Origin of the sequence: Amycolatopsis sp. NPDC088138 (assembly GCF_044741685.1) — a bacterium.
Classification (GTDB): Bacteria; Actinomycetota; Actinomycetes; order Mycobacteriales; family Pseudonocardiaceae; genus Amycolatopsis.
The window spans coordinates 11566-26074 of sequence record NZ_JBIUTB010000003.1 but is presented as its reverse complement, the minus strand read 5'-3'; the positions used below and the strand labels follow the sequence as shown (position 1 = coordinate 26074).

Annotated in this window: 13 protein-coding genes; 8 read left to right on the top strand and 5 right to left on the bottom strand. The window is 70.8% G+C overall.

Going from position 1 to position 14509, the window contains the following annotated elements; translation table 11 throughout:
- Position 1: 1 nt before the first annotated feature.
- Positions 2-841 (top strand): ABC transporter permease, encoded by an 840-nt coding sequence (locus tag ACIOD2_RS15015; protein WP_400538108.1) that lies wholly within the window; start codon positions 2-4, stop codon positions 839-841.
- Between the two features lie 8 nt (positions 842-849).
- Positions 850-1647, top strand: coding sequence for an ABC transporter permease (locus tag ACIOD2_RS15010; RefSeq protein ID WP_400538106.1), 798 nt, complete (start codon positions 850-852; stop codon positions 1645-1647).
- On the opposite strand, the gene ACIOD2_RS15005 is transcribed toward ACIOD2_RS15010, so the two are convergent.
- Positions 1630-2160 (bottom strand): hypothetical protein, encoded by a 531-nt coding sequence (locus ACIOD2_RS15005; protein WP_400538104.1) that lies wholly within the window; start codon positions 2158-2160, stop codon positions 1630-1632. The genes ACIOD2_RS15010 and ACIOD2_RS15005 overlap by 18 nt on opposite strands.
- Positions 2161-2203: 43 nt before the next feature.
- Positions 2204-3142, bottom strand: coding sequence for a prolyl aminopeptidase (pip, locus tag ACIOD2_RS15000; protein WP_400538102.1), 939 nt, complete (start codon positions 3140-3142; stop codon positions 2204-2206).
- 433 nt (positions 3143-3575) lie between these two features.
- Between pip and ACIOD2_RS14995 the strand changes: the two genes are divergently transcribed.
- Together ACIOD2_RS14995 and ACIOD2_RS14990 are read left to right on the top strand one after the other, a co-directional pair.
- Positions 3576-4502 (top strand): undecaprenyl-diphosphate phosphatase, encoded by a 927-nt coding sequence (locus ACIOD2_RS14995; protein ID WP_400538100.1) that lies wholly within the window; start codon positions 3576-3578, stop codon positions 4500-4502.
- Position 4503: 1 nt separating this feature from the next.
- On the top strand, positions 4504-5373 hold the full coding sequence (locus tag ACIOD2_RS14990) for a cytochrome c oxidase assembly protein (RefSeq protein ID WP_400538098.1): 870 nt from the start codon (positions 4504-4506) through the stop codon (positions 5371-5373).
- On the opposite strand, the gene panB is transcribed toward ACIOD2_RS14990, so the two are convergent.
- Positions 5370-6254: a 3-methyl-2-oxobutanoate hydroxymethyltransferase gene (panB, locus tag ACIOD2_RS14985; RefSeq protein ID WP_400538096.1), complete on the bottom strand. Its 885-nt coding sequence runs from the start codon at positions 6252-6254 to the stop codon at positions 5370-5372. The genes ACIOD2_RS14990 and panB overlap by 4 nt on opposite strands.
- A gap of 265 nt (positions 6255-6519) precedes the next feature.
- Between panB and lysX the strand changes: the two genes are divergently transcribed.
- The 3 genes from lysX (at position 6520) to ACIOD2_RS14970 (ending at position 11128) form a co-directional block, all read left to right on the top strand.
- Positions 6520-9837, top strand: coding sequence for a bifunctional lysylphosphatidylglycerol synthetase/lysine--tRNA ligase LysX (gene lysX / locus ACIOD2_RS14980; protein ID WP_400540337.1), 3318 nt, complete (start codon positions 6520-6522; stop codon positions 9835-9837).
- Between the two features lie 64 nt (positions 9838-9901).
- Positions 9902-10471 (top strand): hypothetical protein, encoded by a 570-nt coding sequence (locus ACIOD2_RS14975; RefSeq protein ID WP_400538094.1) that lies wholly within the window; start codon positions 9902-9904, stop codon positions 10469-10471.
- 66 nt (positions 10472-10537) lie between these two features.
- Positions 10538-11128: a DinB family protein gene (locus tag ACIOD2_RS14970; RefSeq protein WP_400538092.1), complete on the top strand. Its 591-nt coding sequence runs from the start codon at positions 10538-10540 to the stop codon at positions 11126-11128.
- A gap of 404 nt (positions 11129-11532) precedes the next feature.
- On the opposite strand, the gene ACIOD2_RS14965 is transcribed toward ACIOD2_RS14970, so the two are convergent.
- Positions 11533-12066, bottom strand: a complete 534-nt coding sequence (locus tag ACIOD2_RS14965; protein WP_400538090.1) for a methylated-DNA--[protein]-cysteine S-methyltransferase — start codon at positions 12064-12066, stop codon at positions 11533-11535.
- A gap of 62 nt (positions 12067-12128) precedes the next feature.
- Between ACIOD2_RS14965 and ACIOD2_RS14960 the strand changes: the two genes are divergently transcribed.
- A complete protein-coding gene (locus tag ACIOD2_RS14960; RefSeq protein ID WP_400538088.1) occupies positions 12129-12743 on the top strand; it encodes a VOC family protein in 615 nt (204 codons plus the stop codon).
- Here ACIOD2_RS14960 and ACIOD2_RS14955 read toward each other — a convergent pair.
- Positions 12740-14461, bottom strand: a complete 1722-nt coding sequence (locus ACIOD2_RS14955) for an NAD+ synthase (RefSeq protein WP_400538086.1) — start codon at positions 14459-14461, stop codon at positions 12740-12742. The genes ACIOD2_RS14960 and ACIOD2_RS14955 overlap by 4 nt on opposite strands.
- Positions 14462-14509: the final 48 nt, after the last annotated feature.

The window sequence follows — 14509 nt, the reverse complement described above, 5'->3', positions numbered from 1 at the left end:
CATGACCGCCGTATCGGCCTTCTTCTACCGGAAGCCCAAGCTGCGCTTGGGTTTCCTGCTCTCGGCCCCGCTGCTCTGGCTGGGCCTGGCCTACCTGGGCGCGCTCGCCGCGTTGTTCGTGACGGCGTTCTGGCACACCGACGCGTTCACCGGCCAGGTCGTCATCGAGTGGTCGCTGGACAACTTCAAGACACTGTTCAGCGACGCGGTGTACCGCACGATCACCTTCCGCACGGTCGGGATCGCGGCGCTCGTGACCGTGATCGACGCCGTCATCGCGTTCCCGATGGCGTTCGCGATGGCCAAGCTGGCGTCGCCGCGCACGCAGCGGATCCTGGTGATCGCGGTGATGACGCCGCTGTGGGCGAGCTACCTGGTGAAGGCGTACGCGTGGCGGTCGATGCTGTCCGGCAACGGCGCCCTGAACTGGCTTTCGCCCGGTTACGGCGTCACGGCGACGATCATCACGCTGTCGTACCTGTGGCTGCCGTACATGATCCTGCCGATCTACGCGGGTCTCGAGCGGCTGCCGGACTCCCTGGTGGACGCTTCGGGCGACCTCGGCGCTCGCTCGTTCCGGACGTTCCGGTCGGTGATCCTGCCGCTGACGTTCCCGGCGATCGTGGCGGGCTCGATCTTCACGTTCTCGCTGTCGCTGGGCGACTACATCACGGTGAAGATCGTCGGCGGCACGTCGCAGATGCTCGGCAACGTCGTCTACGACAACATCGGCGCGGCCAACAACCTGCCGTTCGCGGCGACGGTGGCGACCGTGCCCGTGGTGATCATGCTCGTCTACCTGGCCGCGGTGCGCCGCACCGGCGCGCTGGACAACCTCTAGGAGCCTTCGTGCGGACGTCTCGGGTGCTCTTGTGGACGGCGTTGGGCCTGGGCTTGGCGGTGATCTACTTCCCGCTGCTGGTGGTGCTGCTGAACTCGTTCAACGCGGACACGACGTTCGGCTGGCCGCCGTCGAGTTTCACCCTCGAATGGTGGAGCCGCGCGTCGTCGAACGAAGGTGCGTTGAACGCGCTGTGGACGAGCGTCGAGGCGGGTCTGGCGGCGACGGCGATCGCACTGGTGCTCGGCACGATGGCGGCGTTCGCGTTGCAGCGCTACCGGTTCTTCGGCCGGAACCCCGTGTCGCTGCTGATCATCCTGCCGATCGCGCTGCCGGGGATCGTCACGGGCATCGCGCTGAACAACGCGTTCCGGACGATCCTCGGCATCGACCTGGGCCTGCTGACGGCGATCATCGCGCACGCGACGTTCTGCATCGTGGTGGTGTTCAACAACGTCGTCGCGCGCCTGCGGCGGATGGGCGGCAACCTCGAGGAAGCGTCGATGGACCTCGGCGCGACGGGCTTCACGACGTTCCGCCTGGTCACGTTCCCGATGCTGCGCTCGGCACTGCTGGCGGGCGGCCTGCTGGCGTTCGCGCTGTCGTTCGACGAGATCATCGTGACGACGTTCACCCTGGGCACGGGCATGGAGACGCTGCCGATCTGGATCTACAACAACCTGTTCCGGCCCAACCAGGCGCCGATCGTCAACGTGGTGGCGGCGGTCCTGATCGTGGCGTCCACGGTGCCGGTGTACCTGGCGCAGCGCCTGTCGGGCGACACCGCCTCAGGCGGGCGGCTCTAGCGGCAGCCGGCGGATGACCAGGAAGAACCCGGCTCCCGCCGCCAGCCCGACGACGCCCGCGCTCCAGGCGAGGTCGACGCCCCACCACGAGTCGAAGAGGACTTCGCCGTGCCGGGGACGACGCGCCTCGGGCAGGGCCGCGGCGAGCCGGTCGACCTCGTCCTGGATCCGCTGCTCGTCGTCGCCGGTCAGGCCCGAGCCGTCCCGGCCGAGGTCGTGCGCGAGGTCCTCGACGGCCGTGTTCTGTTCGGGGCTGAAGCCCGGGAACGCCGGGTGCGCGGACAGCGGCCGCCCGGCGGCGGGCCCGCACTCCAGCGGCGCGCCGTCGAACTCGGCGAAGTAGACGCCGCTGCCGGAACAGCTGTCGCCGTCCTTGGCGAAGCCGACCTCGTAGACGTCGCCCGCTTCCCCCTGTTCGATGATCCCGAGCACGACGCCGGTGCCGCCGACGACGATCAGGGCGAGCAGGCCGATCACCCCGAGGGTCGCCAGGAGGAGCCGCACCGTTCGCATCTCCGGGATGATCCGGCCTGCGCCCGGGGACCGGTCCCCGGGTTCAGGGCCGGAACGCGTCCGTCGCGGTCCGCAGCGCGGCCAGGATGCCCGGATCGGTCACCGCGTGCCCCGCGCCCTCGATCAGCTTCAGCTCCGACCCCGGCCACGCTCGGTACAGCTCGTACGCCGTCGTCGGCGGGCACACCGCGTCGTAGCGGCCCTGCACGATCACGCCCGGGATCCCGGCCAGCTTGCCCGCGTCGCGGATCAGCTGGCCGTCCTCCAGCCAGGCGCCGTGGGTGAAGTAGTGCACCGCGAGCCGGGCGAAGGTCAGGGCGAACGCCGGTTCGGCGTACTGCTGCACGAACGATTCCTGCGGGTACAGGGACACCGTCGCGCCTTCCCACCTGCTCCACGCGATCGCCGCCTGCTCGCGGACCCGGGCGTCGGCGAGCAGGTCGCCGTACGCCGTGAGCGGGTCGTCACGGCGGTCCTCGGGGATGGGGGCCAGGAAGGCCTCCCACTCGCGGGGGAACAGGTTGGCCGCGCCACCGCGGTAGATCCAGTCCAGCTCGCTCTGCCGCACGGTGAAGACGCCGCGCAGGATGATTTCGCTGACCCGCGAAGGATGTGTCTCGGCGTAGGCGAGGGCCAGCGTCGCGCCCCACGAGCCGCCGAAGAGCTGCCACCGGTCGATGCCGAGCCGTTCGCGCAGGGCCTCCATGTCGGAAACCAGGTGCCACAACGTGTTGGCGCTGAGGTCGACGGCGCCCGGCGTGGACTGCCCGGCACCGCGCTGGTCGAACAGGATGATCCGGTAGGCATCGGGGTCGAAGTGCCGCCGCGCCATCGGCGCGATCCCGCTGCCCGGCCCGCCGTGGAGGACCACGACCGGCTTCCCGTCCGGGTTGCCGGCCTCCTGGCACCGGATCCGGTGGCCGTCGCCGACGTCGAGGAATCCTTCGGCCCGCGCGGGGAGCGGCGGGTACAGCTCGTCCATGCCCGACACTGTGCCGGACGGAACCTGGCCGCTGTCCCGGTACCCCGCCGCCAGGATCGGGACAGCGACCAAGAAAAGTGGGGGCCCGCCCCCGCCGCCGGGCTGAGCGGGCCCCCAGTCAGTGACGCGTCAGCTTTGTCGCTGACACGAATCCCGGAGGGCGGCGAATGAGGGCCGTCGATGCGGCCGTGAAGGTCAGTACCCGCTCACGCATTCCCATCCTCCTCGTCGAGGGTTCGAACTCTGTCGTGGCGGCGACGGGCTAAACGGTAAGCCACGACCCGAACACCGGTCAAGGACATGATTGATGTTCATGTACGTGAACACGCGCTGAGAGCACGCTGAGCGCTAGGGGTCCCCTTGCCCGCCGTTAACGAAAGCGCCGGTACGTTCCGGTGTCGGGGTCGGGAAACGCTGTACGGAAAGGCACGGAATGTCCGCGGTGACCTATGTCGAGGCGATTGTCGTCGGCGCCTTGCAAGGGGTGTCGGAATTGTTTCCGGTGTCCAGTCTCGGCCACAGCATCCTGTTGCCGGCCTGGCTCGGCGGCCAGTGGCAGCGAGACCTGAGCATCGGCAAGGATTCGCCCTACCTCGCGGTGCTCGTGGCCATGCACGTGGCGACCGCGATCGCGCTGGTCCTGTTCTTCCGCAAGGACTGGGTGCGGATCATCCGCGGCCTCTGGACGTCGGTTCGCGACCGCGAGGTCCGCACCCCGGACCAGCGGCTCGCGTGGCTGCTCGTGCTCGCCACGATCCCGGTCGGGCTGGCCGGCCTGCTCTTCGAAGGGCTGCTGCGTGACGTCCTCGGCAAGCCGGTGCCGGCCGCGATCTTCCTGGCGCTCAACGGCGGTGTCCTCTACGCCGCCGAGAAGTTCTCGCACCGGCGTCCCGAAGAGAACGACGACACAGTGGACTTCTCGGCCGAGGAAACGCTCGTGATGCGGGCCGTCACCGTCGAGGAAGCGACCGACGTCCGGCTGGCGAAACTGGGGGTCGGCGAGGCCGTCCTGATCGGCGCGGCGCAGATCTTCGCCCTGCTGCCCGGCATCAGCCGCTCCGGCATCACGATGGTCGCCGGCCTGCGCCGCGGACTGGGTCACGAGGACGCCGCGCGGTTCGCGTTCCTCCTTGCCACGCCGGTGATCCTGGCCGCCGGCGTGCTGAAGATGCCGACGCTGTTCACTCCGGAGAACCACGCTTCACTCGGCCCGGCACTGGTCGGCAGCGTCATCGCCGGGGTCGCTTCGTATATTTCTGTCCGTTTCCTCACGGGCTACTTCGAAACGCGCACGCTGACCCCGTTCGCGATTTACTGCGTGGTCGCCGGAATCGCCAGCCTGATCTTCTTCGCGGTCTGACATGCCCCTCACCTTGGACGTTCCCGCGGTGCTCGTGGTGCTCATCCTGGGCGGGCTCTACCTCCGAGCGACGCGCCACCGCCAGTGGCCACCCGGCCGCACGACGGCGTTCCTCACCGGCCTCGCGACCGTCCTCGTCGTCACCTGCTCGCCGCTGGCCTTCTACGACCGGACGTTCTTCTGGGTTCGCGCGGTCCAGACCGTCACGCTGCTGATGATCACGCCGCTGCTGCTGGCCTTGGGCGCACCGATCCGGCTGCTGCTCGACGTCACCCCGGCCCGCTGGCTGCGACGGCACGGCCGCGGCCCGGTGGCCCGTGCGCTGACCTTCCCCCCGGTGATCACGCTCGCCCTGGTCGTGCCGGTCCTGGCGCTCTACCTGACCCCGCTCTACGACCTCACCCTCCGGGAACCGGTGGTCGACGGACTGGCCCGGGTGATGCTCGTGCTGTCCGGTTTCGTCTACTTCTGGACGCGCCTGGCCCTCGACCCGACCCCGCGCACGGACCCGCACCTGGTGTCGGTGTGGATCGCCTTCACCGAGGTCGTCTTCGACGGCGCGCTGGGCCTGATGCTGTGGCTCGGCCCGCTGCTCGCGCCCGCGCACTACGCGGCCGCGCACCCGGGCAGGGGCCCGGACCCGCGCACCGACCAGATCGTCGGTGCCGGCGTGCTGTGGATCGGCGGTGACGTCGCCGGACTGCCGTTCGTCATCGCGCTGTTCGTCCGCTGGGCCCGCGACGACGAGCGGCGCGCGAAGCAGATCGACGTCCAGCTGGACGAGGAAGCCGCCGCGGGCGCCGCATCGACGTCGGGGCTGTGGTGGGAGAACGACCCGGCGCTGGCCGAGCGGTTCAGGAGCCGGGGTTAGTCGTGGAACTCGTGCTCGGGCGCCGGGAACTCACCGCGGCGGACGTCCTCGGCGAACGCCGTCGCCGCGTCCTGCAGCACCGTCGCGACGTCGGCGTAGCGCTTGACGAACCGCGGTGCCTTGCCACGCCGCAGCCCGGCCATGTCCTGCCAGACGAGCACCTGCGCGTCGCAGTCCGGGCCGGCGCCGATTCCGACGGTCGGTATCTGCAGCTCCGCGGTGACGCGCTTGGCGGCTTCGGCGGGCACCATCTCCATCACCACCGCGAACGCCCCGGCCTCCTGCAGCGCCAGCGCGTCGGCGAGCAGCACGTCCGCTGCTTCGCCGCGCCCCTGCACCCGGTAGCCACCGAGGTTGTGTTCACTCTGCGGGGTGAACCCGATGTGACCCATGACCGGCACCCCCGCCGACGTCAGCGCCTCGACGTGCGCGGCGAACCGGCGCCCGCCCTCCAGCTTGACGGCGTGCGCGCGGCCCTCCTTCATGAACCGCACCGACGTTTCCAGCGCCTGCTGCGGCGAGAGCTGGTAGGAGCCGAACGGCAGGTCGGCGACCACGAGGGCGCGCTTGACCGACCTCGTCACCGCCCGCACCAGCGGCAGCAGCTCGTCGACGGTCACCGGCAGCGAGGTGTCGTAGCCGAAGACGTTGTTGGCCGCGGAGTCGCCGACGAGCAGCACCGGGATCCCGGCCTCGTCGAACAGCGCGGCGGTGTACATGTCGTAGGCGGTGAGCATGGGCCACGGCTCGCCGCGTTCCTTGAGCTCACGCAGGTGGTGCACGCGGACCTTCCGGCCCGGACTGGGCGCCGCGGGTGCGGCGGATCCGGTGCCGTACGGGGCGGCGACCTCGTCGGAGGAGGCTTTCTCGGTGGCTGACATCGTCGTCGACCGTCCTTCCCTCGGGGCCTGGGTAAGGTCCCCGGGTCGTGGAGCAGATGCGTCTCAACAGGCGTCTCAAAGCGTGACACGCACCCGCACCGACCTCGACTCCGTGCGACCAGCTTCACACCGTCGTGCGGCGGGACCAGACGGCGTCAGCCTTCAGGTTGATGTCGGGGGACAACCAACCTGTGTTCACTGACGTCAAGAAGAGGTCATGAAGGGCATGGCGACCGAACGGCCGCGAAAGGCGACAACCGCGACGATGGGCACCACCGCGCGCACGCGCATCCCCGCCTGGAAGGCGAAGAGCGGCGGCATCGTCGCCACCGTGGTGCAGCTGGCCGCGGTGTTCTCGGTGGTCCTGCTGCTGACCGGCGGCCCGCGCGGGCCGCTCATGAACGGCCTCGACATGGGCTTCTCGGCCCTGAGCGTGCCCACCAGCGCGAGCCTGGTGATGGTGCTGCTGCTGGTCGTGCTGGGCGGGGCGCTGCGCCGCCGCAAGAAGGCGGCGCTCGACACGCTCGTGCTGTTCCAGGTCGGCGGGCTGCTGCTCACCCTGGCCCTGCAGGCGACCCTGCTCTGGTCACCCGATCTGCTGACGCTCGGGCCGAAGCAGATCCGGCACATCCCGGCGCAGCTGTGGGTCCTCACCGCGGCCGACGTGCTCTCGATCGGGCTGATCGTGTTCCTGCTCGCGTTGCGCCCGGCCTTCCCGGCCCGGCTCGCGCCGAGTGCCTGGCGCGACGGCCTGACCATGCTGTTCGGCGGGTTCGCCGTGGTCATCCTGGTCGGCTGGCTGCTGACCGAGGCGTTCCCCGGCCACCTCGGCGACTCGTGGGAGCGCTTCGCGTGGGTCGTCAACCACGCCACCGGTGAGAACCTGCAGCTGCGCAAGATCGGCGTCGGCGAGGGGCCGGTCTGGCTGGACGTCTTCCTCGACCTGAGCGCGACGCTCGTCGCCACGGCCGCGCTGTACATGCTCTTCCGCGGGGTGCGCAGCCGCCGGCTGCGGACCGACCAGGAGGAACTGCGTGTGCGGGAGCTGCTCGCCGAACACGGCGAGGACGACTCCCTCGGCTACTTCGCCACCCGTCGCGACAAGAGCGTCGTCTTCGCGCCGAACGGCCGGGCCGCGGTGACCTACCGAGTGCTCGGCGGCACCAGCGTCGCCAGCGCGGACCCGATCGGCGACCCCGAGGCGTGGCCGGACGCGGTGCGCGCGTGGCTCGACGAGACGCGCACCTACGGCTGGACGCCGGGCGTGCTCGGGGCGAGCGAACGCGGCGCGAAGGCGTACACCGGCGCGGGCATGCGGGCGCTGGAGATCGGCGACGAGGCGGTGCTCGACGTCCGCGAGTTCAGCCTCGCCGGGCCGGAGCGGCGGTCGGTCCGCCAGGCCGTCAAGCGCATCGAGCGCGCCGGCTACACCTCGCGCGTGCGCCGCCACGGCGAAATCCCCGACAGCGAGATGGCCGAGCTGCTGGCCCGGGCGCAGGCCTGGCGCGGCGCCGAGACCGAACGCGGGTTCTCGATGGCGCTGGGGCGTCTCGGCGACCCGAGTGACGGCCGCAGCGTGATGGTCGAGGCCTACGACGCCGCCGGTGAGCTGCGCGGGCTGCTGTCGTTCGTCCCTTGGGGGCGCCGAGGGCTGTCGCTGGATCTCATGCGCCGCGACCGCGACGCCGAGAACGGCCTCAACGAGTACATGATCGCCGAGGTCGTCGCGGCCGGGCAGGTCCTGGGGGCGCAGCGGATCTCGCTCAACTTCGCCATGTTCCGCGCGGTCTTCTCCGAGGGGGAGCGGATCGGCGCGGGCCCGGTGCTGCGGGCCTGGCGCGGGATCCTGAGCGTGGCGTCGCGGTTCTTCCAGCTGGAGTCGCTGTACCGCTCCAACGCCAAGTACGGCCCGGAGTGGGAACCGCGGTTCCTCTGCTACTCCTCGGCCCGGCGGCTGCCGCGGGTCGGCATCGTCGCGGGCGCGCTCGAAGGGTTCGTCCCGACCGGACGGTCGCGCTCGCTGCGGCTGGAGACGGTCACCGACGGTTTTGTCGCCCGCGTCAGGGAGATCGAGGAGTCGGCCGCCGTGCCGGCGACGAAGGTCGTGCGGCGGCCCGAACAGGTGCGCGTCCGCGTCGCGAAGCTCGGCAAGCTGCGCGAAGCCGGGATCGACCCGTACCCGGTCGGCTTCCGCCGGGACGACCACATCGGCGACGTCGTGGCGAAGTTCGGCGCGCTCGAACCGGACAGCGCCACCGGGCACCGGGTCCGGATCGCCGGGCGCGTGCTGGCGATGCGCACCCTCGGCGGGCTGTGCTTCGCGCGCGTCAAGGACTTCAGCGGCGAGATCCAGCTGATGCTGGACGCGGGCGAGCTGGACCTCACGGGCTGGCGGACCGGCGTCGACCTCGGTGACCACGTCGGCGTCAGCGGCCAGGTCGTCACGTCGAAGCGCGGTGAGCTCTCGGTGCTCGTCGACGAGTGGACGGTCACCGCGAAGTGCCTGCACCCCCTGCCGGACAAGCGGAAGGGCCTCACCGACCCGGAGACACGGGTGCGGCAGCGCTACCTCGACCTGGCGGTCAACCCGGACTCGACGAACATGCTCCGGCTGCGGTCCACAGTGGTCCGCGCGGTGCGGGAGCGGCTGCACCAGGCCGACTACCTCGAGGTCGAGACGCCGATGCTGCAGACGGTCCACGGCGGCGCCAACGCCCGGCCGTTCGTCACCCACATCAACGCCTACGACATGCGGATGTACCTGCGGATCGCGCCCGAGCTGTACCTCAAGCGGCTGTGCGTCGCCGGCGTCGAGCGCGTCTTCGAGCTCAACCGCAACTTCCGCAACGAAGGCGTCGACGCGACCCACAACCCCGAGTTCACGATGCTCGAGGCGTACCAGGCGTACGCGGACTACGACACCATGCGGAACCTGGTGACCGGCCTCATCCAGCACGCGGCCGAAGCGGCCTACGGCGCTCAGGTCGTGCGGCGGCCCGACACCGGCGGCAAGCTCGTCGAGTACGACATCTCCGGTGACTGGCCGGTGATCCCGGTCCACGAAGCCGTCTCGGCGGCGCTGGGGGAGCACGTCGACTCGGGCACGTCCGTGGCGGACCTGCGCCGGTTCTGCCTCGCGGCCGGCGTGCCGGTGGGGGAGGACCCGAGCCACGGCGATCTCGTGCTGAAGGCCCACGAGCACCTCGTCGAGGGTTCGACCGTGCTGCCGACGTTCTACACGGACTACCCGACCGACGTCTCGCCGCTCACCCGCCAGCACCGGACCGACCCGTTGCTGGCCGAGCGCTGGGACCTGATCGCGTTCGGTTCGGAGGTCGGCACGGCCTACACCGAGCTGACGGACCCGATCGAACAGCGGCGCCGGCTGGAGGCGCAGTCCTTGCGCGCGGCCAGTGGTGACGTCGAAGCGATGGAGCTGGACGAGGACTTTTTGCTGGCCCTGGAACACGGAATGCCGCCGACCGGTGGCCTCGGCCTGGGCGTAGACCGCCTGCTCATGATGTTGACGGGAGCGTCGATCCGCCAGACGGTCCTGTTCCCGTTCGTCCGTCCGCAGGCATAACGACTGGGTCGCCCTGGTCACGCCGGACCCGCGCGATGGCAGGCATTCGCTTAATGTGTGCCACGTGCGCACGGCTCGGATCGCCTCGGCTCTCCTCATGGGGATGGCCGTGGTCGCCTATTCGGGTTGGCTGCTCGAGTTCTTCGTGCCGACGGGGGTGTCTCCGGTGCGGGACCCGGCCGACGCGCTGCTCGCCGGCCCGCCCGTGTTCCGGATCCTGCTCGCGATCTCGGGGGTCGCGTTCCTGCTCGCCGGGCCGCCGCTGCACCGGCTCGGCCCGGTCCAGTGGCAGGCGCGGCTGAGCTCGATCTCGGTGAGCGTGTTCGGGGTCGTCGTCCTGGTTCAGGCCGCCTACCCGGACAGCAGCGGCGCGATCTCGTCGCTGCTGAGCACGGTGCTCCTGGTCGGGGTGGTCAGCCTGGTGCTGTGGTGGCCGCCGGGGTGGCGCCGGCTCGCTGTCGCCGGGCTCGTGGTGGTGATGGCGACCTGGCTGGCGGTGGTGCTCGCCCGGCAGCTGGGCGAGTTCGAAGGCGTGTTCAGCCGGCTCCAGCTGGCGGTCCGCGCGGTGCTGTTCGGCGCGGGCGGCGTGTACGCGTTCGTCAAGCCGGCGCCCCGGCACGCTCCCCGGGTCTAGAACCTTCCGAAATTGTCGGTGCCGGATGGGAGTATCTGGTTCCCGACTCCCGGAGGAGAGAGCGACATGGCGGGAAACGTGCCCCCGGTGGCCGACGAGCGTGAAGGCCTGCTGCGCTACCTCGAGCAACAGCGTTACGTGCTCAAGCTGGCCGCACACGGCCTGACCGACGAGCAGGCGCGCTACGCGCCGACGAAGAGCACGCTGTCGGTGGGCGGCTTGATCAAGCACGTCGCCAGCACCGAGGACGGCTGGATCGACATCGCCCTGCAGCTGCCCCAGAAGCCGTTCGGCGAGGCGAGGCAGGATTACGAAGAGGCGTACCGGCTGGGCCCGGAGGAGACGCTGCAGAGTGTCCTGGAGCGCTACGACGAGGTCGCCGCCCGCACGGCGGAGGTCATCGGCCGGATCGACGACCTCGGCCGCCCGGTCCCGGTGCCGAAGGGCGTCCCCTGGTACCCCGACGACGTCCCGGCCTGGTCGATCCGCTGGGTCCTGCTGCACCTGATCGAGGAGACGGCCCGCCACGTCGGCCACGCGGACATCATCCGCGAGCACGTCGACGGCGCCACCGCCTTCCCGCTGATGGCCGCGGCCGAAAACTGGCCGGAAACCCCCTGGATGAAACCCTGGAAGCCCACCCCCCAACCAGCCTGACCGCCCGAGCCGACCCTCCAGGCACGCGCCCCGCCGTTCCAGGCACGCGACCCGACCCTCCAGGCACGCGACCCGACCCTCCAGGTACGAGAGTCGACGGTCTGGGGTTCGTGTCGTCCATCCAGGTACGTGTGTCGTCCGCCTGGGTACGCGAGTCGTCCATCCAGGTACGCGAGCCGACGGTCCAGGTAGGTGTGTCGTCCATCCAGGTACGCGAGTCGTCCGCCTGGGTACGCGTGTCGTCCGGCGGAGTACGCGAGTCGACCCCTCAATCACGTGTCGACTCGGCAATCACGCGTGTCGGCGTTCTGATCACGCGTGTCGGCTCCTCAATCACGCGTGTCGGCTCCCCGATCACGTGTGCCGGCGGACCACACACGTACCGGCGGCGCGGCGGGCAGGCGTCAGAACAACGTCGGCTCGTCCGCCAGAGCGCCTTCGATCACGAGCATCCGTCGTTTCGTCGCGACCCCGCCGCGCGCCGAGAAGCCGCCGTCGCGACCACCGGCCGCCAGGACCCGGTGGCACGGCACCACGATCGGGAACGGGTTGTGCCCCATGGCCTGCCCGACCGCCTGCGCCGACCCGGGCATCCCGAGCCGGTGCGCGATGTCGCCGTAGGTCAGGGTCTTGCCCGGCGGGATGGTGCGCGCGATCTCGTACGCGCGCCGGTTAAAGTCGGGTACCGCGGCCAGGTCCAGCTCGATCCCGGCCAGGTCGCGGCGCTCGCCGGACAGCAGCGCGACGATCCCGTCGACCGCCTCCCGCACTGAAGCGGGCGGCGGACCTTCGACGGCGTCCGGGAACCGCTGAGCCAGCCACGCGCGGGTGCGCGGCGTACTGCCCTCCGGCAGCGACGTCCCGATCACGACGTCGTCCCGCCACGCGAGCCCGCACGCCCCGATCGCCGTGTCGAAGACCGTGAACCCCAGTGTCATGCGGCCAGCCTACGACCGAAGGGAGGCTGTCGGCCCGGGCTCGGCCACGGGATGATGGGCCGGTGCTGGACCACCTCGTCTACGCCGGACCGGACCTCGCCGAGGCCGTCGCGCGCGTCAAGGAACTCACCGGGGTCACCCCCGCGCCCGGCGGCAGCCACGTCGGCGTGGGCACGGCCAACCACCTCGCCGACCTCGGCGCCGGTGCCTACCTGGAGGTGATCGGCCCGGACCCGGCCCAGCCGGAGCCCGCGCAGCGGAGGCCGTTCGGCATCGACGACCTGACCGAGCCGGCCCTGGTGGCCTGGGCGGTGCGCACCACGGACATCGACGCCACGATCAAGAACGCCCGCGCCCACGGTTTCGACCCGGGTGACGCCGTCGAGATGTCCCGCGAGACCGCCCAAGGCGAGCTGCTGCGCTGGCGGCTGACCCCGACGAGCGTCCCGGGCACCCTCACGCCGTTCCTCATCGACTGGGGCAGCACCCCGCACCCGACGACCCGCGGCCTGCCGTCCCTGCCCCTGCTCATGGTGACGGGCACCCACCCCGACCCGGACTCGGTCCTCGCGGTGACGGACGCGCTGGGCCTGGAGCTCCTGATCCGGCGCGCCGACCGCGCGGGCTTGACCGCCGCTGTCCGCACGCCGGAAGGACGGCAGGTGGCGTTGAGTTAGGCCTTGCCCTCACGCCACGCGTTGGTCATCGGCAGCCGCCGGTCGCGGCCGAACGCCTTGAGCGTGATCTTCGTGCCCGGCGGGTATTGGCGCCGCTTGTACTCGGCCTTGTCGACCATCCGCACCACGCGGTCGATCGTCTCCGGCGCGAAGCCGGCCTCGACGAGGTCGGCGTACCCGCGGTCGCCCTCGACGTAGTCGTCGAGGATGTCGTCGAGCAGCGCGTAGTCCGGCAGCGAGTCGGAGTCCATCTGCCCCGGCCGCAGCTCGGCCGACGGCGGCTTGGAGATCGAGTTCTCCGGGATCGGCGGCGTTTCGCCCCGCCTCAAGGCTTCCGCGTTGCGCCACCGCGCCAGCTGCCAGACGTGCGTCTTGAAGACGTCCTTGATCGGGGCGAACGCGCCGACCGCGTCGCCGTAGATCGTGGAGTACCCGACGGCCAGCTCGGTCTTGTTGCCGGTGGCGAGGACCAAGTGACCGTCCAAGTTGGACAGTGCCATGAGGAGCATGCCGCGGGTGCGCGCCTGGATGTTCTCCTCGGCCAGGCCCGTCAAGGAGAGCTGGTCGACGTAGACGCGGACCATGTCCTCGACCGGCTCGACCCGGTAGTGGGCACCGATCCGCTGCGCGAGGTCCTCGGCGTCGTCCTTCGAGTGGCCCGAGGAGTACTTCGACGGCATCGAGACGCCGTAGACGTTGTCGCCGCCGAGCGCGTCTGCCGCCAGCGACGCGCACACCGCCGAGTCGATGCCGCCGGAGAAACCGAACGTCACCGACGTGAAGCCGTTCTTGTGCACGTAGTCCCGCAGCCCGACGACCAGCGCCGACCACACCTCGGCCTCGTCCGCGAGCGGTTCACTGATCACCGGTGACGCCGTCGGCTCGTAGGAAGGCAGCGGTTCGGAACTCAGCACCCGCCGCCGGACGTGCAGGCCTTCGAGGTCACCGTCGCCGGCGTGCCCGCCCGCGGTGAGGTCCATGTCGAGCACGAGCAGGTGCTCGACGAACTGCGGCGCACGCGCCACCACCGCGCCGTCCGCGCCGACGACGAGCGAGTCGCCGTCGAAGACGAGGTCGTCCTGGCCGCCGACCTGGTTGGTGTAGACCAGCGGCGCGCCGGCTTCGGCGGCGCGGCGGGCGACGAGCGGCAGCCGCTGCTCGTCCTTGGACCGCTCGTACGGCGACGCGTTCGGCGCCACCACGAGATCGACCCCGGCGCGGCCCAGCGCCGAGATCGGCCCGCCGTCCTGCCAGATGTCCTCGCAGATGACCATGCCGATGTCGAGCCCGTGGAACCGGACGACGTCGAGCGAGGTGCCCGGCTTGAACCAGCGGTGCTCGTCGAACACGCCGTAGTTCGGGAGGTGGTGCTTGAACTGCCGCGCGACGACCTCGCCGCGGTAGAGCGCCGCCGCCGCGTCCCGCGGGCCGGCCTCGTCGAGGTCGAGGTACCCGATGTAGGTCAGCACTTCGCCGCAGCCGGCGTCGTCCAGCCGGCGCGCCAGCGCCTCGACGCCCAGCCGCGATGCCTCGGCGAAGGTGCGGCGCAGGGAGAGGTCCTCGACCGGGTAGCCGGTCAGGGACATCTCGGGGAAGACGACGACGTGGGCGCCGGCTTCGGCGGCCCGGCGGGTCCAGGCGACGTGCAGGTCGGCGTTGCCGTCGAGGTCACCGACGGTGGGGTTGACCTGGGCGAGCGCGATGCGCAGTTGCGGCATACCGCCATTCTGACGCACCGCCACCCGCCCAGCCGAGCGAATGTGGGC

What these genes read in the sequence shown, in the direction of transcription:
- ACIOD2_RS14970 (WP_400538092.1), top strand. Translation starts at nt 10,538, where the DNA reads ATGGCGGGAAACGTGCCCCCGGTGGCCGACGAGCGTGAAGGCCTGCTG.
- ACIOD2_RS15015 (WP_400538108.1), top strand. Translation starts at nt 2, where the DNA reads ATGACCGCCGTATCGGCCTTCTTCTACCGGAAGCCCAAGCTGCGCTTG.
- ACIOD2_RS14990 (WP_400538098.1), top strand. Translation starts at nt 4,504, where the DNA reads ATGCCCCTCACCTTGGACGTTCCCGCGGTGCTCGTGGTGCTCATCCTG.
- ACIOD2_RS14995 (WP_400538100.1), top strand. Translation starts at nt 3,576, where the DNA reads ATGTCCGCGGTGACCTATGTCGAGGCGATTGTCGTCGGCGCCTTGCAA.
- pip (WP_400538102.1), bottom strand. Translation starts at nt 3,142, where the DNA reads ATGGACGAGCTGTACCCGCCGCTCCCCGCGCGGGCCGAAGGATTCCTC.
- ACIOD2_RS15005 (WP_400538104.1), bottom strand. Translation starts at nt 2,160, where the DNA reads ATGCGAACGGTGCGGCTCCTCCTGGCGACCCTCGGGGTGATCGGCCTG.
- ACIOD2_RS14955 (WP_400538086.1), bottom strand. Translation starts at nt 14,461, where the DNA reads ATGCCGCAACTGCGCATCGCGCTCGCCCAGGTCAACCCCACCGTCGGT.
- panB (WP_400538096.1), bottom strand. Translation starts at nt 6,254, where the DNA reads ATGTCAGCCACCGAGAAAGCCTCCTCCGACGAGGTCGCCGCCCCGTAC.
- ACIOD2_RS14965 (WP_400538090.1), bottom strand. Translation starts at nt 12,066, where the DNA reads ATGACACTGGGGTTCACGGTCTTCGACACGGCGATCGGGGCGTGCGGG.
- lysX (WP_400540337.1), top strand. Translation starts at nt 6,520, where the DNA reads ATGGGCACCACCGCGCGCACGCGCATCCCCGCCTGGAAGGCGAAGAGC.